Source organism: Burkholderia sp. Bp9140, assembly GCF_003853425.1.
GTDB lineage: Bacteria > Pseudomonadota > Gammaproteobacteria > Burkholderiales > Burkholderiaceae > Burkholderia.
In genome coordinates this window covers 1-18,818 of sequence record NZ_QTPQ01000073.1, presented here as the reverse complement: position 1 = coordinate 18,818, position 18,818 = coordinate 1, and the positions used below count along the sequence as shown (strand labels likewise).

General features: G+C 68.0%; 15 protein-coding genes and 1 pseudogene. 12 read left to right on the top strand and 4 right to left on the bottom strand.

Annotation, left to right across the window (positions count from 1 at the left end; all coding sequences use genetic code 11):
- Positions 1-81 precede the first annotated feature (81 nt).
- On the top strand, positions 82-921 hold the full coding sequence (locus DIE21_RS35985; protein ID WP_260432606.1) for an AraC family transcriptional regulator: 840 nt from the start codon (positions 82-84) through the stop codon (positions 919-921).
- A gap of 58 nt (positions 922-979) precedes the next feature.
- Here DIE21_RS35985 and DIE21_RS35980 read toward each other — a convergent pair whose 3' ends face one another.
- Together DIE21_RS35980 and DIE21_RS35975 are read right to left on the bottom strand one after the other, a co-directional pair.
- Positions 980-2,386, bottom strand: coding sequence for a 3-deoxy-D-arabino-heptulosonate 7-phosphate synthase (locus DIE21_RS35980; RefSeq protein ID WP_124502090.1), 1,407 nt, complete (start codon positions 2,384-2,386; stop codon positions 980-982).
- Between the two features lie 135 nt (positions 2,387-2,521).
- Positions 2,522-3,283, bottom strand: coding sequence for a 2-keto-4-pentenoate hydratase (locus tag DIE21_RS35975; protein ID WP_124502089.1), 762 nt, complete (start codon positions 3,281-3,283; stop codon positions 2,522-2,524).
- A 266-nt stretch (positions 3,284-3,549) separates the two neighbouring features.
- On the opposite strand from DIE21_RS35975, the gene DIE21_RS35970 reads away from it, so the two are divergent.
- Together DIE21_RS35970 and DIE21_RS35965 are read left to right on the top strand one after the other, a co-directional pair.
- Positions 3,550-4,029: a universal stress protein gene (locus tag DIE21_RS35970; protein WP_124502088.1), complete on the top strand. Its 480-nt coding sequence runs from the start codon at positions 3,550-3,552 to the stop codon at positions 4,027-4,029.
- 15 nt (positions 4,030-4,044) lie between these two features.
- The gene (locus DIE21_RS35965) at positions 4,045-4,236 is read left to right on the top strand and encodes a DUF2964 family protein (RefSeq protein WP_124502087.1); all 192 of its coding nucleotides are present in this window, start codon (positions 4,045-4,047) and stop codon (positions 4,234-4,236) included.
- A gap of 117 nt (positions 4,237-4,353) precedes the next feature.
- Here the strand turns inward: DIE21_RS35965 and DIE21_RS35960 are convergent, their stop codons facing one another.
- Complete coding sequence (locus DIE21_RS35960; protein ID WP_260432605.1) at positions 4,354-5,649, bottom strand: tetratricopeptide repeat protein; 1,296 nt, start codon at positions 5,647-5,649, stop codon at positions 4,354-4,356.
- 318 nt (positions 5,650-5,967) lie between these two features.
- Here DIE21_RS35960 and DIE21_RS35955 point away from each other — a divergent pair, with 318 nt between their 5' ends.
- The 8 genes from DIE21_RS35955 to DIE21_RS35920 all read left to right on the top strand — a co-directional run bounded on the left by DIE21_RS35955 (position 5,968) and on the right by DIE21_RS35920 (position 17,606).
- Complete coding sequence (locus tag DIE21_RS35955; RefSeq protein WP_124502086.1) at positions 5,968-9,738, top strand: nitrate reductase subunit alpha; 3,771 nt, start codon at positions 5,968-5,970, stop codon at positions 9,736-9,738.
- A complete protein-coding gene (narH, locus tag DIE21_RS35950) occupies positions 9,735-11,264 on the top strand; it encodes a nitrate reductase subunit beta (RefSeq protein ID WP_124502085.1) in 1,530 nt (509 codons plus the stop codon). Before DIE21_RS35955 ends, narH begins: the two co-directional genes overlap by 4 nt.
- Positions 11,261-11,956 carry a nitrate reductase molybdenum cofactor assembly chaperone gene (gene narJ / locus DIE21_RS35945; protein ID WP_124502084.1) on the top strand — a complete coding sequence of 232 codons (696 nt, stop codon included), beginning with the start codon at positions 11,261-11,263 and terminating at the stop codon, positions 11,954-11,956. The genes narH and narJ overlap by 4 nt, the downstream gene beginning before the upstream one ends.
- 24 nt (positions 11,957-11,980) lie before the next feature.
- The gene (gene narI / locus DIE21_RS35940) at positions 11,981-12,664 is read left to right on the top strand and encodes a respiratory nitrate reductase subunit gamma (protein ID WP_124502083.1); all 684 of its coding nucleotides are present in this window, start codon (positions 11,981-11,983) and stop codon (positions 12,662-12,664) included.
- Between the two features lie 9 nt (positions 12,665-12,673).
- Positions 12,674-13,462, top strand: coding sequence for a peptidylprolyl isomerase (locus tag DIE21_RS35935; protein ID WP_124502082.1), 789 nt, complete (start codon positions 12,674-12,676; stop codon positions 13,460-13,462).
- A 15-nt stretch (positions 13,463-13,477) separates the two neighbouring features.
- Entirely contained in the window at positions 13,478-14,743 is a 1,266-nt protein-coding gene (locus DIE21_RS35930; RefSeq protein ID WP_124502081.1) for a nitrate/nitrite transporter, read from the top strand.
- Positions 14,744-14,842: 99 nt separating this feature from the next.
- The gene (locus tag DIE21_RS35925) at positions 14,843-16,579 is read left to right on the top strand and encodes a site-specific integrase (RefSeq protein WP_124502080.1); all 1,737 of its coding nucleotides are present in this window, start codon (positions 14,843-14,845) and stop codon (positions 16,577-16,579) included.
- A 115-nt stretch (positions 16,580-16,694) separates the two neighbouring features.
- Entirely contained in the window at positions 16,695-17,606 is a 912-nt protein-coding gene (locus tag DIE21_RS35920; RefSeq protein ID WP_124502079.1) for a hypothetical protein, read from the top strand.
- 31 nt (positions 17,607-17,637) lie between these two features.
- Here the strand turns inward: DIE21_RS35920 and DIE21_RS35915 are convergent.
- A pseudogene (locus DIE21_RS35915) lies at positions 17,638-18,130 on the bottom strand (branched-chain amino acid ABC transporter substrate-binding protein); the annotation flags it as partial.
- Between the two features lie 359 nt (positions 18,131-18,489).
- On the opposite strand from DIE21_RS35915, the gene DIE21_RS35910 reads away from it, so the two are divergent.
- On the top strand, positions 18,490-18,818 hold a 329-nt coding region (locus tag DIE21_RS35910), incomplete at its 3' end, for a GntR family transcriptional regulator (RefSeq protein WP_148092771.1).

Below are 18,818 nucleotides of genomic sequence, written 5' to 3'. Positions count from 1 at the left end.
CAACGAAACAACGAAGAGGTTAACAGAGCGCGAAACGGGTTAACAGCCCCTTCGACTCATTTTGTTAGAGCTTTTTATACGGTGCACCGGACGACACGGCGGATCCGGCTCGACGGCCAGGATTCGATCCGCTTCACGGTGCTGCTGGGCGGGCGGCTCACGTGCCGCACCGGCGGCCCGGAGCTGGTCAAGCGCGCGGGCGACCTGTTCGTCTACGACGTCGCGCAGGTCAACGACTGCCGGGTCGAGGCCGGCGATGTGATCAGCCTGGTGGTGCCGCGCCATCTGCTGCCGGCCCATGCGGCGAACGCGCACGGGCAGACGCTTTCGAGCGGTGTCGGGCGGCTGCTGGGCGACCAGATGCTGTCGCTGTTCCGCAATCTTCCGGACCTGCGCACGCGTGAGGTGCCGAGCGTCGTGCAATCGTTGCTGCTGCTTCTGGCCGCGGCGGTTGCACCGAGCGCACAGGCACTCGATGATGCGCGCGGCCCGCTCGACAACGCGCTGGTCGAGCGCGTGCGGCGCTATATCGACGCGCACCTGCTGGAGCCCGACCTCACGCCCGACCGGATCTGCCGGGACATCGGCGTGTCGAGGGCGCGGCTCTATCAGCTGTTCAAGGAACAGGGCGGCGTGATGCGGCAGATCACGCATAGACGGTTGCGGCATGCGTATCACGTGCTCGGCGATCCGCGGCGCCGGCATCAGCGCATTGCGGAAATCGCGTGGGCGCACGGCTTTCCCGACGAGAAGTATTTCCACCGGCTGTTCAAGGCCGAGTTCGGCCATACGCCGAAGGAAACGCTCGAATGCGCGGCGGCACCGGTGCTGCTGCCGGTCGGCGCGGACGGGGACAATCGCTGGGGAGACGGCGGGCGGCTGACGGGATGGACGCTGCCGTTCGGGGTGCTCAACAACTGAGCCGATGGCGCGTGGCGTGGCGATTCAGCGCGAAAGCCGGTCCGTCCGGGCGCGTGCGTCACGCATCGTTCGCAGCGCTGTCGCCCATATCGCCTTCGATCGCGGCCATCAGGTCGTCGACGCCCACCATCAGCGCGCGTACCTGCCGCAGCGATTCGTACTGGTGCAGCACCGCGCGCCATGACGGCAGTGCCAGCAGCGCGTCCCAGACGGCGTGCAGGCCGTGCGGATCGGCATCCGTGCGCTGCACCAGCGCGCTCGCGTAGTCGAGGCTCGCCGGCGCCGACAGCAGTTGCATCCGGCTCGCGGCACCCAGCAGGCGCGGCGCCGGGTCCGCCGATGCATCGCAGCAGTACAGCACCTCGCGCTGCAATGCCGCGTCGTCGGTCCCCAGCGCGCGCAGCGACGCGCCGTGCAGGCGTACCGTGCCTTCGCGCGTATCGAACGCATAGACCGTATCCGGCTCGGCTTGCGCGAGCAGGCTCAGGCCGCGCAGCAGGCGCGGCAGATCGGTCGTCGCGGCATCCGCGGACGCCTTCGCCTCGACGAGGAAGCGGACGTGCCACGCGGCCGACGGATCGTCGCCGCGCGCGCGCTCGAGCAGCACCGCATCCCACTCGGTTTTCGCGCGGTCGTGCTTGGCCGGAATCGATGCCGGCACGCGCATCGACGTGACCACGCGATACGTGCGATGCGCATCGCTCGCATCGAGTTGCGCGGCCAAGGCGTCGAGCGCCTGCGCGGCCAGCGCTTCGACGGCCGCGCCCCGCTGTTGCGACGTGAGGCCCTGCGCGACGGCGAGCGCGCTGCCTTCGAGCGGCCCCTGGCGTCCCCACAGCGTGCGGTACTGCCGGACGTCGGCGTCCCGCGACAGTGCGTCGAGACGCTGCAGCCGGGCGAGCGCGGGGCTGCCCTTCAGTTTGACGATGTCCTGCTCGAACGCGCTGCCGGTCGCCGTCTCCGGTTGCGCGAGCAGGTGCCGCAGCGTGGCATGGAGATCGTCCCACGACGCGCCGGCCGCGGCCGCATGCAGCCGTGCGAGCGGCTCGCGTTGCCACGCCTGCGCGTGCCGTTCGAGCCGGGCCGGATGCGCGAGCGTGTTGACGGCCGAGCGCAGCGTGCGCCGATCCTGTTCGGCATGCGCGGCAAGCGATGCGTATTCGCGCACGGCTGCCGCGCCATGCCGCAGCACCGCGGCCTGGAAGGCGGGGTCGCCGGATTGCGTGTCCATCGCGTCGCGGATCATCCGCGCGAGCGCGCCGATGAAACGGCGCTGCAATCCCGGGTCGGGCGGTCGGCCCTCCATCTGCATCCGGCGCGCTTCCTCGATCACGACCGCGATGACGGTGGCCGGGTTCGCGGCGTCGGTCAGCGACGACGTGCGCACGAGCGGCGGCAACCGGTAGCGGCGATCGACGGTGCGCAGGACTTCGTCCAGCAGGGCGGGCAATGGTATCGGCGGCATGACGAATGACGGGAGCGGGCGCGGCTTCGCGTGCGTGACGGGCGATGTGCAACGGTATCACGCCACGCCGGCACGCAGGGCCGGACGCCGCGCGCTCGCCGGGATTCGCGCGCGGGCCGACCGCGCCGCCGGACGTCAGGCCGTCAGCGTCACCGACAGGCTGCCGAGCTCGCCGAAGCGGACCGTCAGCGCATCGCCGAGCGGCACGTCGATCGCGCCCGCATACGAGCCGGTCGTCACGATCTGGCCGGCGCGCGCGCCGTCGCCGCGCGACGCGAGGAAATTCACCAGCCACACGAGCGGCTCGAGCGGATCGCCATCCGGATGGCGGCCGTCGATCGTGCGGTTCAGCGCGCCCTCGAACGACAGCGCGAGCGTCTCGAGCGGCACGTTCAACCCGTCGGGCACGACGGGGCCCACGCACAGCCCCTGGTTGAACTGCCCGTCGGCGAGCAGTTCGAACTTCGACGCGCGCGCAGGCTCCGCATAGCGGCACCCCAATACCTCGAGCACGATGCGCACTTCGCGGATCGCGCCGCACACGTCGTGCTCGTCGTACGGCCGCGCGCGGGCGGGCAGGTCGCGATCGAGCACGAACGCGATTTCCGGCTCGATCCGCACGATCGGCCCGCCGACGACACGGTACGGCGCATCGGCTTCGCGGATCGTCGATGCGAAGATCGGCGCGACGATCACGCGGTCGGGCGGCGGCAGTGCGCATTTCCATCCGCCGATGGTTTCGCCGAGCAGGTCGGCGACGCGATGCTGGATCGCGAGCGCGGTGTCGACGTTCTCGGGACGGAAGGCGTCGGGCAGCAGCGGGCCGGGCACGCCGGCATGGCGGGCGGCGACGAGATGCTGGGCGGCGCCGTCCACGCGTTCGGTAGTCGTTGTCATGTCGGTTGAGCGAGTTGAAAGTGAGCCGGCAAAAAAAGGGCCGGACGAAGGTCGCATAGCTGATGATAGCGCTTTCGGCTGCATGGCCGCTCGATTGCACCGCGCGGCCGCACGTCCGGCACCCCGATTGCTCCGCGTGGCGCTTTGCCGCACGACCCGTTTCCGGTGAATCTTGATCGCCGTCAAGCTTCGAGCCCGCCGCGGGCCGATGATGGGGACATGGCCGCGCGCCGTCGCGCGCGGCAACTCACCCCAGCGAGGTTCGCATGTACAAGAAGATCATGGTGGCCGTCGACGGCAGCGCTTCGTCGAAACAGGCGCTTGCCGAGGCGTTGAAGGTGGCGAAGGCGGGCGATACACACGTCAGCGTCGTGTACGTCGTCGACAAGTCGGTGCTGTTCACGTACGCGGGCCGTTTCGACCCGCACGCGCTCATCGAGGAAATCCGCGACGACGGGCGCAAGGTGCTGCGTGAAGCCGAACAGGTCATCGCGCAGGCCGGCGCGAAAGGCGAGGGCGAACTCGTCGAAACCGAGAGCATCGGCGAGGACGTCGCGGAACGCCTGCAGCGTTACGTGAAGGAGCAAGGGATCGATCTCGCGGTGGTCGGCACGCACGGGCGGCGCGGGATCCGGCGCGTGGTGCTCGGAAGTGTTGCCGAGCGCTTCGTGCGCGGCTCGAAGTGCCCGGTGCTGCTGATTCGCGGCGACGATGCCGGCGTGCCGGCTTCCGCCGCGACGGCCTGACGCGGAGGGCGCGCGATGATACGCCGCCAGTACCGGATCGTCGTCGCGGCGATCGCCGTGTTCGTGTCGCTCGCGGGGATGATGGCCGTCGTGACCGGGCTGCTGTTCGACGAAACGATCGCGCTGCGCGGCGGCGCGATCGCGTTGATCGTCGGCGTGGCCGGTTTCGTCGTGATGCTCAACCCGGGGCCGAAGGGCGAGAGCTGACGCGGGAAAACCGCCTGTCTTCTTGAAGATGAAGGCGCGTGCGGGTGCCCGGCAGTGACGGGCGATGCCCGACGATTACTGCCGGCCGCGCGTTGCGAGCCTGTTACCTGTTACGTGTTACGTGCCGGTCGCACCGGACGCTGACGCACCCGCATCGTCGGGCTTTGCCTGCACGTTCAGCCGCTGCAACGTTTCCGCCAGCTCGGCGTTGTTCGGCTGAATCCTGCGCGCCTGCGCGAACGCGGCGCGCGCTTCATCCTGGCGGCCCAGCTTCCACAGCACTTCCCCTTTGTGCGTCAGGCCGGTCGCCCATGCTTCACGCGTGTCGCCGTCGTCGTCCTTCGCGAAGATCGCGATCGAGCGGTCGAACCACGCGAGCGCTTCGTCGTTGCGGCCGAGGCGATACAGCGCCCACCCCTTGCTGTCGAGCGCATACGCATCGTCCGGCGATTTCGCGAGATGCGCGTCGATCATGGCCAGCCCGCGATCGACTTCGATGCCCGCATCGACGAGCCGATAGCCGATGTCGTTCAGGCGGTCGCCGGAGATCTCGCCGAGGTCGAGCACGGCGGCCACGCGGCCGGCGTCGCGTGCGGCGATCGCGAGCGACAGCAGCTTGGTGACGATCCGTTGCCGCAATTCGCTGCTGATCCGGTCGCCGTTGCCGACCAGGCTGCCGAGGTATTGCGTGTACAGGTCCGGCGCGCCCGGTTCGTCCGCGCTGTTCGCAATGGCCACGCCGGGGCCCGCGCACCAGTCGGTGTCGGCGGACCCGTCCGGCATCCCGGTATAGAGATTGACGTTGCGCGGCGTGCGCGATTGCGCGTAGTAGGTGTAGCCGTTCGCGTCCGAGTAACCGCACGCCAGGTATTCGTGCTCCACGTCCAGCATGTACGGGACGCCGCCGAGCGGCGCGTCGCCGGCCGCCGCGACCAGCCGGAACGATTCGCCCAGGTCGCCGTCGCCGATGATCGGATTGAACACCCACTGCTTCTGCGGATGCGATTTCGGCAGCCGGATCCGGACCGTGCGTCCGGCTGCGTCGGTCGTGCCGAAGATCACGCTGTCGTGCTGGCCCGGCTTGACGGGCAGCCCCGCGATGACCTGGCCGGGCAGGAACAGCCGGTACCGCGCATGGGGCAGCGGCTGGTGCGTGACCGGATCGCGCAGCACGAACTGATGGACGTAGGCACCTTTGCCGAGCGACGCCGTCGGCGCGATATAGGTGCGCGCATGGGCGGCGGGCAGCGCGGTGCAGCCGATGACGGCGGCAATGCATGCGGTGAAAAAGCGTGATGTCATGAAAATGCGGTTCTTGTATGCAAGGGTGTTATTGACCGACGGCCGGTAAACCATCGAATGCATGGCGCAGTCTTCTATAAACAGCGTGCCGCGGGCCGGCGATTCCGCCATGGGGATCACCGTTCATTCCATGCCATTCGAGGCGGATTGCGCCCGGCCGACCCACGCGGGAAACGGACGGGCAGGGCAGCGGACTTGCCCGCGCGCAGCATAACAGGTGATGCCGTCAAATCCGTCCCTATTTCGTGTCGTTGCGGGCCGATGAACGATATCGTGATTTGTATCAAGCCGTGATATGTCGGTTCGCCCGACAATGGGTTCGACCACGGCGAGACAGGCGGAGCGTCAAAGCCGATCGTCCTTTACAACCGGTATTACACCTCCTTAAATAATCAGGGTCTGCCAAAAGACCGGAAAAACGAGATCCCCATGAGCCATTTCCTGGATAGATTGCGTTATTTCTCCACAACAAGGCCAACCTTCTCCGGCGGACATGGCGCCGTCACCGACGAGGACCGGAAATGGGAAGACGGCTACCGGCTGCGCTGGCAGCACGACAAGATCGTCCGTTCGACCCACGGGGTGAACTGCACGGGCTCGTGCTCGTGGAAGGTCTACGTGAAAGGCGGGATCGTCACCTGGGAAACCCAGCAGACCGATTACCCGCGCACGCGCCCCGACATGCCGAACCACGAGCCGCGCGGCTGCTCGCGCGGCGCTTCGTACTCCTGGTATCTGTATAGCGCGAACCGGCTCAAGCATCCGATGGTGCGCAGCGCACTGGTGAAGCTGTGGCGCGAACGCCGCCGCACGCTTGGCGCCGTCGACGCATGGCGTTCGATCGTCGAGGACGACGACGCACGGCGTTCGTACCAGAGCCGGCGCGGGCTCGGCGGCTTCGTGCGCGCGAACTGGGACGAGGTCAACGAGATCGTTGCGGCCGCAAACGTCTACACGGTCGAGCGGCATGGCCCCGATCGCGTGGTCGGCTTCTCGCCGATCCCGGCGATGTCGATGGTGTCGTACGCGGCAGGCTCGCGCTACCTGTCGCTGATCGGCGGCGTGTGCCTGAGCTTCTACGACTGGTACTGCGACCTGCCGCCCGCGTCGCCGCAGACCTGGGGCGAGCAGACCGACGTGCCGGAATCGGCCGACTGGTACAACTCGACGTTCATCATGATGTGGGGCTCCAATGTCCCGCAGACCCGCACGCCGGACGCGCACTTCCTCGTCGAGGCGCGCTATCGCGGCACCAAGGTCGTGTCGGTGTTCCCCGACTACTCGGAAGGCGCGAAGTTCGGCGACCTGTGGCTGCATCCGAAGCAGGGCACCGACGCGGCGCTCGCGCTTGCGATGGGCCATGTGATCCTCAAGGAATTCCATCTCGCGGGGAAGAGCGACTACTTCGTCGACTACTGCAAGCGCTACACCGACATGCCGTGCCTCGTGCGCCTCGTGCCGCACGGCGACGGCTACGTGCCCGAGCGCCTCGTGCGCGCATCCGACTTCGACGATGCGCTCGACGAGGCCGCGCATCCTGACTGGAAGACTGTGATGATCGACGACGCGACGGGCGAGTTCGTCGTGCCGGTCGGTTCGGTGGGCTTTCGCTGGGGGCAGCAGGCCGATGCGGACAAGGGCAAGTGGAACCTGCGCGGCGAGACGTCGAAGGGCGCGGCGCTGTCGCCGCGGCTGTCATGCACGGCCGAGCACGACGACGTCGTCGACGTGCTGTTCCCGTACTTCGGCAACCAGCCGCATGCGCACTTCAACTCGACGCAGCACGGCTCCGAGCTGTCGCGCCGGATCGGCGTGCGGCGCGTGGCGACACGCGACGGCGAGATGCTGGTCGCGACCGTGTACGACCTGTTCGTCGCGAACTACGGGCTCGACCAGGGGCTGGGCGGGCGCGACGTGGCCGCGAGCTACGACGACGATCTGCCGTACACGCCCGCGTGGCAGGAAGCGATCACCGGCGTGAAGCGCGCGGACGTGATCTCGGTCGCGCGGCAGTTCGCGGAGAACGCGCACAAGACGCAGGGCAAGTCGATGGTGATCATTGGCGCGGGGATCAACCACTGGTTCCATATGGACATGTCGTACCGCGCGATCATCAACATGCTGATCATGTGCGGCTGCGTCGGCAAGCCGGGCGGCGGCTGGTCGCATTACGTGGGCCAGGAGAAGCTGCGCCCGCAGACGGGCTGGACCGCGCTTGCGTTCGCACTCGACTGGAATCGTCCGCCGCGGCACATGAACGCGACCTCGTTCTTCTACGCGCACACCGACCAGTGGCGCTACGACACGATGGACCCGGGCGCGCTGCTGTCGCCGCTCGCGGACAAGACGCAATTCCACGGCTCGCCGATCGACTACAACGTGCGTGCGGAACGGATGGGCTGGCTGCCGTCGGCGCCGCAACTCGCGGTGAATCCGCTGAAGGTCGGCGCGAGTCTGGGCGACGCCGCGCAGGCCGGCGCCGACGTCGCGCGGCAGTTGAAGGCCGGCACGCTGCAGATGGCGTGCGAGGACCCGGACGCCCCCGACAACTTCCCGCGCAACCTGTTCGTATGGCGCTCGAACCTGCTCGGCTCGTCGGGCAAGGGCCACGAGTATTTCCTGAAACACCTGCTCGGCACGACCAACGGCGTGCAGGGCGAGGATCTCGGTGCGACGGGCGGCACGCGCCCCGAGGAAGTGAAGTGGCACGACGAAGCGCCGCGCGGCAAGCTCGACCTGCTGGTCACGCTCGACTTCCGGATGTCGACCACCTGCATGTATTCGGACGTCGTGCTGCCGACCGCGACGTGGTACGAGAAGGACGACATGAACACGTCCGACATGCATCCGTTCATCCATCCGCTGTCGGCGGCGGTCGATCCCGCATGGGAATCGAAGAGCGACTGGGAGATCTTCAAGGGGATCGCGAAGCGCTTCTCCGAGCTGTGCGACGGGCACCTCGGCGTCGAGCGCGACGTCGTGCTCGCGCCGATCGCGCACGACACGCCGGGCGAACTCGCGCAGCCGTTCGACGTGCAGGACTGGAAGCGCGGCGAATGCGAGCCGGTGCCGGGCCGTACGATGCCGGCCGTGGTCGCGGTCGAGCGCGACTATCCGAACACCTATGCGCGCTTCACGTCGCTCGGCCCGCTGATGGACAAGCTCGGCAATGCGGGCAAGGGCATCGGCTGGGATACGAAGGACGAAGTGAAGCTGCTCGGCCAGCTCAACTACACGGTCGCCGACGGCGCCGCGCACGGGCGCCCGCGCATCGACACCGCGCTCGACGCCGCCGAGGTGATCCTCGCGCTCGCGCCGGAAACCAATGGCGAAGTCGCGGTGAAGGCGTGGCGTGCGCTGTCCGGCATCACCGGCATCGATCACACGCACCTGGCAATCGCGCGCGAGGACGAGAAGATCCGCTTCCGCGACATCCAGGCGCAGCCGCGCAAGATCATCTCGTCGCCGACGTGGAGCGGGATCGAATCCGAGCACGTGTCGTACAACGCCGGCTACGTGAACGTGCACGAGCTGGTGCCGTGGCGCACGCTGACGGGCCGCCAGCAGTTGTACCAGGACCATCCGTGGATGCGCGCGTTCGGCGAGTCGCTGTGCGCGTACAAGCCGCCGATCGACACGGGCAGCTATGCGCACATGGTCGGCAAGCGCTCGAACGGCAACCCCGAGCGCGTGCTGAACTTCCTCACGCCGCACCAGAAGTGGGGGATCCACAGCACCTACACGGACAACCTGCTGATGCTGACGCTGTCGCGCGGCGGCCCGATCGTGTGGATGTCGGAGGACGACGCGAAGGCGATCGGCGTGGTCGATAACGACTGGATCGAGTGCTACAACTCGAATGGCGCGTTGTGCGCGCGGGCGGTGGTGAGCCAGCGGATTCCGTCCGGGATGGTGATGATGTACCACGCGCAGGAGAAGATCGTGAACACGCCGGGCTCCGAGATCACCGGCACGCGCGGCGGCATTCACAACTCGGTCACGCGCATCGCATTGAAGCCGACCCACATGATCGGCGGCTATGCGCAGCTGTCGTACGGCTTCAACTACTACGGCACGGTCGGCTCGAATCGCGACGAGTTCCTGATCGTGCGCAGGATGAACAGGATCGACTGGCTCGATGGTGACGAGACCGCGGTCGACCCGACAACGCAAGCCGTACGCGCTGGAGAAACCTCATGAAAATACGCGCACAGATCGCGATGGTGCTGAACCTCGACAAGTGCATCGGGTGCCATACCTGCTCGGTGACGTGCAAGAACGTGTGGACCAGCCGCGAAGGGATGGAGTACGCGTGGTTCAACAACGTCGAGACCAAGCCGGGCATCGGCTATCCGAAGGACTGGGAGAACCAGGACCGCTGGCGCGGCGGCTGGCAGCGGCGCGCGGACGGCAGGATCGAGCCGCGCCTGGGCGGCAAGTGGCGGCTGCTTGCGCAGATCTTCGCGAACCCGCACCTGCCCGAGATCGACGACTACTACGAGCCGTTCACGTTCGACTATGCGCATCTGCAGGAAGCGGGCAACACGCGCGCGATGCCGGTCGCGCGGCCGCGCTCGCTGATCAGCGGCCAGCGGCTCGAGAAGATCGAGTGGGGCCCGAACTGGGAGGAAATCCTCGGCGGCGAGTTCGAGAAGCGCGCGAAGGACTACAACTTCGAGTCGGTGCAGAAGGAGATCTACGGGCAGTTCGAGAACACCTTCATGATGTACCTGCCGCGCCTCTGCGAGCACTGCCTGAATCCGGCGTGCGTCGCGGCGTGCCCGTCGGGCTCGATCTACAAGCGCGAGGAAGACGGCATCGTGCTGATCGACCAGGACAAGTGCCGCGGCTGGCGCATGTGCGTGTCGGGATGCCCGTACAAGAAGATCTACTACAACTGGCAGAGCGGCAAGGCCGAGAAGTGCATCTTCTGCTATCCGCGCATCGAGGCCGGCCAGCCGACCGTGTGTTCGGAAACCTGCGTGGGCCGCATCCGCTACCTCGGCGTGCTGCTGTATGACGCCGACCGGATCAGCGAGGCCGCCAGCGCGGAGAACGAACAGGACCTGTACGAGGCGCAACTGTCGCTGTTCCTCGATCCCGAGGATCCGGCCGTGATCGCGCAGGCCGAGCGCGACGGCGTGCCGGCCGCGTGGATCGACGCCGCGCGGCGCTCGCCGACCTACAAGATGGCGATCGACTGGAAGATCGCGTTCCCGCTGCATCCGGAATACCGGACGCTGCCGATGGTCTGGTACGTGCCGCCGCTGTCGCCGATCAACTCCGCCGCGAACAGCGGCGCGCTCGGGATGAACGGCTACCTGCCGGACGTCGAATCGCTGCGCATCCCGCTGCGTTATCTGGCGAACCTGCTGACGGCCGGCGACGAGGCGCCGGTGAAGCTCGCGCTCGAACGGCTGCTCGCGATGCGCGCGTTCATGCGTGCGCGCCACGTCGACGGCATCGACGCGCGCGGCGTGCTCGACCAGGTCGGGCTGTCGCTCGCGCAGGTCGAGGAGATGTACCGCTATCTCGCGATCGCGAACTACGAGGATCGCTTCGTGATTCCGACGACGCACCGCGAGTATGCGGAGAACGCGTACGACCTGCGCGCATCGTGCGGCTTCTCGTTCGGCAACGGCTGTTCCGACGGCCGTTCGGAGGGCAGCCTGTTCAGCCCGAAGAAGGGCACGAAAACCATTCCGATCCACGAGGCGTCCCGATGAGCACCGCACCCGATCCGACCTACGCGGCGTTCGCGGCGCTGCTCGACTATCCCGACGACGCGCTCGTCGACGTGCTCGACTCGATCGAAGCCCACCTGCGCGAACGCGCACGCGTGCCGAAGGCGGTGCGCGCGGGCCTCGACCGGTTCTTCGCGTACGTGCGCGAGCGCGACCTGCTGACGCTGCAGGAGAACTACGTCGCGCTGTTCGATCGCGGCCGCGCGACGTCGCTGCACCTGTTCGAGCACGTGCACGGCGAATCGCGCGATCGCGGGCAGGCGATGGTCGACCTGCTGCAGATGTACGAGCGGCACGGGCTGACGCTGAACCCGGGCGAGCTGCCCGACTACCTGCCCGTGTTCCTCGAATACCTGTCGCGGCTGCCGGCGCCCGATGCGCGCAACCTGCTCGGCGAGACCGGCGAGATCCTGCGCGCGCTGGCCGGCCAGCTCGCGCAGCGCGGCAGTCATTACAGCTTCGTCGTCGGCGCGCTGCTGTCGATGGCCGGCCTCGCGCCGGTCGACGCACCGGCGGACGCGGACGACGACGTGGCCGCCGAGCGGCCGAGCGCCGACGACTACCGCGCGCTAGACGCGTCGTATGCGGACGAAGCGGTGCGCTTCGTCGGCGCGGCGACGCCGGCCGAGCAGACGGTGCGGTTCCACGACAAGCGGCCGGCCCGAAGCGCGTAAGCGCGGGCCCAACTGGGGAAAGACATGAACGCTTACTTGCATCAGTTCCTGTTCGGGATCTACCCGTACATCTGTCTTGCGGTGCTGCTGGTCGGCAGCCTGATCCGCTTCGACCGCGAGCAATACACGTGGAAAAGCGATTCGTCGCAGCTGTTGCGCCACGGGATGCTGCGGCTCGGCAGCAACCTGTTCCACTGGGGCGTGCTGGTCGTCGTGCTCGGGCACTTCGGCGGTTTTCTCGCACCGCACTGGCTCGTGTCGCCGTTCCTGTCGGCGTCCGGGCACCAGCTCGTCGCGATGGTGGCGGGCGGTGCGGCCGGCGTCGCGGCGATCATCGGGCTGACGATCCTGATCTGGCGCCGCCTCGGCGACCCGCGCATCCGCAACAACAGCCGCCAGTCGGACATCCTGATCGTGCTGATGCTATGGGTGCAACTCGCGCTGGGGCTTGGCACCGTCGTGCTGTCGACGCGCCACATGGACGGCGCGATGTTCGAGCAGCTCACCGATTACGTGAAGGGCGTCGTCACGTTTCGGCCGGACATCGCGAGCCTGCTGGTCGGCGTGCCGCTGACGTACCGGCTGCACATCCTGCTCGGCTTCACGATCTTCCTCGTGTCGCCGTTCACGCGGATGGTGCATATCTGGAGCGGCATCGCGTCGGTCGCGTACCTGATCCGGCCGTACCAGCTCGTGCGCAAGCGCTGAGGAGGCCGCATGAACGACGTTCTCTCCGAAGTCGCGACGGCGCCGCTGACGGTCAACGGCGTCGCGATCGACGACGCGGCTATTGCCGCCGAGGCCGGGCATCACGGCGACTCGCCCGATCCGCTCGATGCGGCGCGGCATGCGCTTGCGGTGCGCGAGCTGCTGCGGCAGCGTGCGGTGTCGCTCGAACTGATCGCCGAAGGCACGCCGCTCGACGATGCGGCGGTCGACGCATTGCTCGAGCGCGAGCTCACGCACGTACCGGAACCCGACCGCGCCGACTGCGAGCGCTACTACGCGCAGCATCCGGCGCGCTTTCGCCGCAACGACATCGTCTATGCGAGCCACGTGCTGTTCGCGGTGACCGACCGCGTGCCGCTCGCGCCGCTGCGGCAGCGCGCGGAACGCGCGCTCGCCGACGTGGTCGCCGCGCCCGATACGTTCGAAGCGGTTGCGCGCGCATCGTCGAACTGCCCGTCGGCGCAAGTCGGCGGCAGCCTCGGGCAGCTCCTGCGCGGCGACACCGTGCCGGAGTTCGAGGCCGCGCTGTTCGACACGGACGGCCTCGGCGTGCTGCCGAAACTCGTCAATACGCGTTTCGGTTTTCACATCGTGCGCATCGAGCGCCGCGTGCCGGGCGACACGGTGCCGTTCGACGAGGCCGCCGGCCAGATCGCCGCGTACCTGTCGGAACGCGTGCGGCAGCGGGCGATGCGGCAGTACGTGGCAATACTCGCGGGCGGCGCGCGCATCGAAGGCGTGGCCTTCGACGGCGCGAACGGGCCGCTCGTCCAATGAAACGGGGTTTTGCGTATGTCAACTCAACAAGGTAACGTCGGCCGGGCCGCGGACACGCAGGCCATCCCGCTGCGCGCATGGTCGGTGCTGGCTGCGAGCACGCTCGCGTTCATGGTGTGCTTCGTCGTGTGGATGATGTTCGGCGTGCTCGGCGTGCAGTTGCGCGCCGACCTCGGCCTGAACAGCACCGAGTTCGGCCTGCTCACGTCGACGCCCGTGCTGACCGGCGCGCTGATGCGCTTGCCGCTCGGCACGTGGACCGACCGCTTCGGCGGCCGCATCGTGATGACGGTGCTGCTCGTCGTGTGCGCGATTCCCGTCTACATCGTCAGCTACGCGACGCAGCTCTGGCAGTTTCTGTTCATCGGGCTGTTCCTCGGTTGCGTCGGCGCATCATTCGCGGTCGGCACGCCGTATGTCGCGCGCTTCTTCCCGCCGAAGCGGCGCGGGATGGCGATGGGCGTGTTCGGCGCGGGCACGTGCGGCGCGGCGGTCAATCTGTTCGTCACGCCGCTGCTGTTGTCGGCGTACGGCTGGCGCTTCGTGCCGCGCGTCTATGCGATCGCGCTGCTCGTCACGGCCGTGATCTTCTGGTTCGCGTCGGCGCCTGATCCGGGGGCCGGCAAACGGGGCGGCTCGCTGCTCGACGCCTTCAAGGTGTTGCGCGACCCGCGCGTGTGGCGGCTCTGCCAGTACTACTCGATCACGTTCGGCGGCTTCACCGCGCTGTCGCTGTGGATTCCGCAGTACCTGAAGAGCGAATACGGGATGTCGCTCGTGATGGCGTCCGCGTTCGCGGCAGGCTTCTCGCTGCCGGGCTCCGTGCTGCGCGCGCTCGGCGGCGCGCTGTCCGACCGCTTCGGCGCGCACGCGGTCACGTGGTGGGGGCTGTGGGTCGCGTGGATCGCGCTGTTCCTGCTGTCGTATCCGGCGACCGATTTCGTGATCCACACGATCGACGGCACCGCGTCGCTGAACCTTTCGATGCCGGTGGCCGGCTTCGTTGCGCTGACCTTCGTGCTCGGTGCGGTGTTCGCGTTCGGGATGGCGTCGACCTTCAAGTACGTCGCCGACGATTTCCCGGACAACATGGGCGTCGTCACGGGCATCGTCGGGCTCGCGGGCGGGCTCGGCGGCTTCCTGCTGCCGATCCTGTTCGGCGTGCTGCTCGACCTGCTGCGCGTGCGCACGACCTGTTTCATGTTCCTGTACGGGATCGTGTGGGTGTCGCTGACCCTCATCTATTTGTCCGAAGTGCGGCGCACGCCGGTCACGGGTTGACGGGTTCCCGCGCGATGCCGGCAGCGTCCGGCATCGCGCGGGTGTCGTGCGGACCCTCAGGCGTTTTCGAGCGCCCGCAGTTCTGTCAAACTGGGGCCCATGACACCGCGCCTCGCTTCACCGCCTTCCTCCGATTCAGCGCCTGCACCCGCAGGCTTTCCCGACGCCGACGAACTGGCCGCGCTGCGTGCGTGGTACGCGGGCATGACCGTGCGCCAGGCGGTCGAGCGCTACCTGCCCGACCGGCTCGGCGAAGGGCGCTCGGCGCGCGGCGTGATCGGCGGGATTCGCCGCCGCCTCGTGCGTGTCGCGCGGCAGGCCGGGCGCCCCGATCTTGCCGAGCAGCTTGGTCATGCCGACAGCGCGCGCATGCAGATCGCGAAAACGGCGACCGACGCGATCGGCCTGCTGCGCCATGCGCGCCCGCCGGTGCCGCAGATCAGCGACGACGTAGGCCGGTGGCTGCCGGCGCGTGCGGTCGTCGCGCTGCGTGCGCACGGGATCGCGACGCTGGCCGACCTGACCGTGCGGATTCCGCGGCGGCGTCAGTGGTGGCGCACGATCGCGGGGCTCGGTATGGCGGGCGCGCGGCAGATCGAGGCGTTCTTTGCCGCGCACCCCGACCTGACCGAGCGGGCGCGCGCGCTGATCGCCGCGACGCCGCGCGGCGGCATCGTGCCGTGGGAGCAGCTGAAGCTGCCGCACGAGGTCGACGGGTCGGCCGGCACGTTCCGCGCGCCGCGCGCAACCTGCACGCTCGATGCGGACAACGATTACGCGGCCGTGCACGCGTGGCTGTCGCTGCACGAATCGGCCGCGACGCGCCGCGCGTACCGGAAGGAGGCCGAGCGGCTGATCCTGTGGGCGATCGTCGAGCGCGGGCGCGCGCTGTCGTCGCTGACGACCGAGGATGCGGTCGCGTATCGCGCGTTCCTGCGCCACCCGACGCCGCACGAACGCTGGGTCGGCCCCGTGCGGCCGCGCGGCGCGCCGGACTGGCGGCCGTTCTCCGGCGGGCTGTCCGCGCGCTCGGCTGCGTACACGCTGTCGGTCCTCGGCGCGCTGTTCCGCTGGCTGATCGAGCAGCGCTACCTGCTTGCCAATCCGTTTGCGGGCGTCAAGGTGCGCGACACGCGCGGTGCGAATGCGCTCGACACGTCGCATGCGTTCACCGAAGGCGAGTGGCTGCTGGTGCGCACGATCGCGGACGGGCTCGAGTTTCGCAGGGACAAGCCGTCCGGCGCGCTGCAATCCGGCTGGACGCCGGCCGCCGCGCAACGGCTGCGCTTCATCCTCGACTTCGGCTATGCGACCGGGCTGCGTGCCAGCGAACTGGTCGGCGCGACGCTCGGCGACATCGACACGGACGCGCACGGTGACGCGTGGCTGAAGGTGATCGGCAAAGGCAGCAAGGCCGCGCGCGTCGCGCTGCCGCCGCTCGCGCGCACGGCGCTCGATCGTCATCTGGTCGCGCGGCGGCTGCCGGTGACGCCGGTGCGCTGGCGGCCGGAGACGCCGCTGATTCCGAGCCTCGCGGAAGACGGCGCGGCCGGGATCACGAGCGTGCGGCTGTGGAAGGTGATGCAGCGGTTCTTCGCGCAGACGGCTGCGCTCGTCGACGAGGACAACCCGGCGCTCGCGCAAAAGCTGCGGCAGGCGAGCCCGCACTGGATGCGGCATACGCATGCGACGCATGCGCTCGCGCGGGGCGCGGAGCTGACGACGGTGCGCGACAACCTGCGACACGCGTCGATTTCGACGACGTCGATCTATCTGCACGGGGACGATGTGAAGCGGGCGCGGCAGATGTCGAGTGCGTTTTCGGCGGATAAATGAACCCGGCGTGTGCGACTGCGTGTGGATTGAACGGAACGACACGGCATCGTTGACGGTCAGACGCTTTATTCGGTAACGGAACAGGTGTGCAAACGCCACCCGCTGGAGCACAAGAATGGAGACGCCCGATCACCTGCAAGCCCCGCGGTTCGCCCGCCGCGCATGGCACGCGCTCGTCGCGGCGCTTTGCCTCGGCTGGAGCGCGCTGTCGTTCGGCGCGGACGGCGCCGCGGCGCTGCTCGACCGCTATCACGGCCTCGACGAGCAACTGAAGAGCAACCCGTTCCACCGCCCGCTGTACCTCGAATCGTCCGAGGCATCCACGTCGCTGAAGGGCGATATCTACGCGGTCGTCGACTATCCGTTTTCCGTCGTGAACGACAAGCTCAACGACGCCGCGCAGGGCCCCGCGAACTGGTGCGCGGTGCTGATCCTGCACCTGAACACGAAGTATTGTCACGCGTCTACCGGCAGCAACGGCCCGGTGCTCGACGTGAACCTCGGCCGCAAGATCGAGCAGAAGCTGTCGGACACCTATCGCGTGCAGTTCCGCTACCGCGTGGCCGCCGCGACGCCCGACTACTTCCAGGTCGACCTGACCGCCGACAGCGGCCCGATGGGCACGAAGGACTACCGGATCGCGCTGGAGGCCGTGCCGGTCGGCGCATCGCGCACGTTCCTGCACCTCACGTATTCGTACGGCTTCGGCGCGGTCGGCCGGATGGCGATGAAGACCTACCTCGCGACGGTCGGCAGCGACAAGGTCGGGTTCACGGTCGCCAACGGCGCATCGGCCGCGCAGCCGCAATACATCGGCGGCGTGCGCGGATTGCTGGAGCGCAACACGATGCGCTACTACCTCGCGATCGACACCTATCTCGCGACGCTCGACAAGCCGCTCGACCAGCGGCTTGCGCGCTGGTTCGACGCGACCGAGCAGTATCCGCAGCAACTGCACGAAGTCGAGCGGGGCGCGTATCTGCAGATGAAAGCGCAGGAAGTACAGCGGCAGCAGGCGGCGCGGTAACGCCGTCTGCTGCCGGGCTGCCCGGCGTCGATCAGTTCGACGCGCCGCCGACCGTGCGAATGCTGTGCCACTGCCCCTGTTCGACGCGGAACAGCGTGTAGGGCGGCTTGATCAGGTCGCCGCGCTCGTCGAACGAGATCTTCCCGGTCACACCGGTGACCGACACGCCCGGCAGGCTCGCGACGATCTTGCCGCGGTCGACCGCATCGGCCTGGTGGATCATCGCGATCATCGCTAGCGCCGCGTCGTACGCGAACGGCGCATACAGCCCCACGTCCTGGTTGAAGCGCGCCGGCGCCGACCGGTTGCGCACGGATGCCGAGCGGGCGCATCTGCTTGACGAGCGTCGCCCCCTGGTCGTCAAGGCCGCCGAAGAGCAGCAGGGCGACGTTGTTGCTCTTCATCGTCGTCAGGACGCCGCGGAAATCGACGGCCCTGTCGCGCGCGTATTCGCGGTCGACGATGTCGATCCGCTTGACCTTCATCTGCTCGAGCGCGAAGCGTCCGGCGACCACGCCGCCGACAGGACTGCGCGATTACGCCGTATTGCCTGCCATCGCCGTCCGCCATGCCGATTCGTAAGACGTACAGTTGACCCGAAATGCCGAATTCGCGCCAAACTGTACTCTTGTGTGCGTATCCGATGTGTGTACTCCGCGTCAACTGTTCTGCTTTTAATATTCCATCATCAAGTGCACAGTGCCGCAGGCCCAGAAATCACGGGCCTCCCGGCGCATCTTCAAAAGCGAGCCACTGCGATGGAAAAGGCAAAACCGGAGGGAGCAATCAGGCGGAACGACGGCCCGGTCGGCGGGCGGCACACGCGCGTATCGAACGCGCACGGAGCGGCGGCGCGCATGCGCGGGCCGGCGGGGAGCGCGCGATGAAGCTCTACGAAAAACTCGCGGACGACATCGAGCGCCTGATCCGACAGGGCGTGTACCGGCACGGCGACCGGATTCCGTCGGTGCGGCAGGCGAGCCAGCAGCACCGGATCAGCATCACGACCGTGCTGCATGCATACCTGTTGCTCGAAAGCCGCGGGCTGCTCGAAAGCCGCCCGCAGTCGGGTTACTTCGTGAACTTGCGTCGCGATGACACCCACGCGCCGGTGCGCGAGCTGCGGCCGTCGAAACCGATCGCGATCTCGTCGTCGGTCGACATGAGCCGGCTCGTGCTGTCGACGCTGCGCGCGATCGGCACGGACGACGC

Coding starts and splice junctions, on each gene's coding strand:
- DIE21_RS35920 (WP_124502079.1), top strand. CDS start 16,695: ATGGAGACGCCCGATCACCTGCAAGCCCCGCGGTTCGCCCGCCGCGCA.
- narI (WP_124502083.1), top strand. CDS start 11,981: ATGAACGCTTACTTGCATCAGTTCCTGTTCGGGATCTACCCGTACATC.
- DIE21_RS35980 (WP_124502090.1), bottom strand. CDS start 2,386: ATGCCGCCGATACCATTGCCCGCCCTGCTGGACGAAGTCCTGCGCACC.
- DIE21_RS35970 (WP_124502088.1), top strand. CDS start 3,550: ATGTACAAGAAGATCATGGTGGCCGTCGACGGCAGCGCTTCGTCGAAA.
- DIE21_RS35930 (WP_124502081.1), top strand. CDS start 13,478: ATGTCAACTCAACAAGGTAACGTCGGCCGGGCCGCGGACACGCAGGCC.
- narJ (WP_124502084.1), top strand. CDS start 11,261: ATGAGCACCGCACCCGATCCGACCTACGCGGCGTTCGCGGCGCTGCTC.
- DIE21_RS35960 (WP_260432605.1), bottom strand. CDS start 5,649: ATGGCGGAATCGCCGGCCCGCGGCACGCTGTTTATAGAAGACTGCGCC.
- DIE21_RS35935 (WP_124502082.1), top strand. CDS start 12,674: ATGAACGACGTTCTCTCCGAAGTCGCGACGGCGCCGCTGACGGTCAAC.
- DIE21_RS35965 (WP_124502087.1), top strand. CDS start 4,045: ATGATACGCCGCCAGTACCGGATCGTCGTCGCGGCGATCGCCGTGTTC.
- DIE21_RS35925 (WP_124502080.1), top strand. CDS start 14,843: ATGACACCGCGCCTCGCTTCACCGCCTTCCTCCGATTCAGCGCCTGCA.
- DIE21_RS35975 (WP_124502089.1), bottom strand. CDS start 3,283: ATGACAACGACTACCGAACGCGTGGACGGCGCCGCCCAGCATCTCGTC.
- DIE21_RS35955 (WP_124502086.1), top strand. CDS start 5,968: ATGAGCCATTTCCTGGATAGATTGCGTTATTTCTCCACAACAAGGCCA.
- narH (WP_124502085.1), top strand. CDS start 9,735: ATGAAAATACGCGCACAGATCGCGATGGTGCTGAACCTCGACAAGTGC.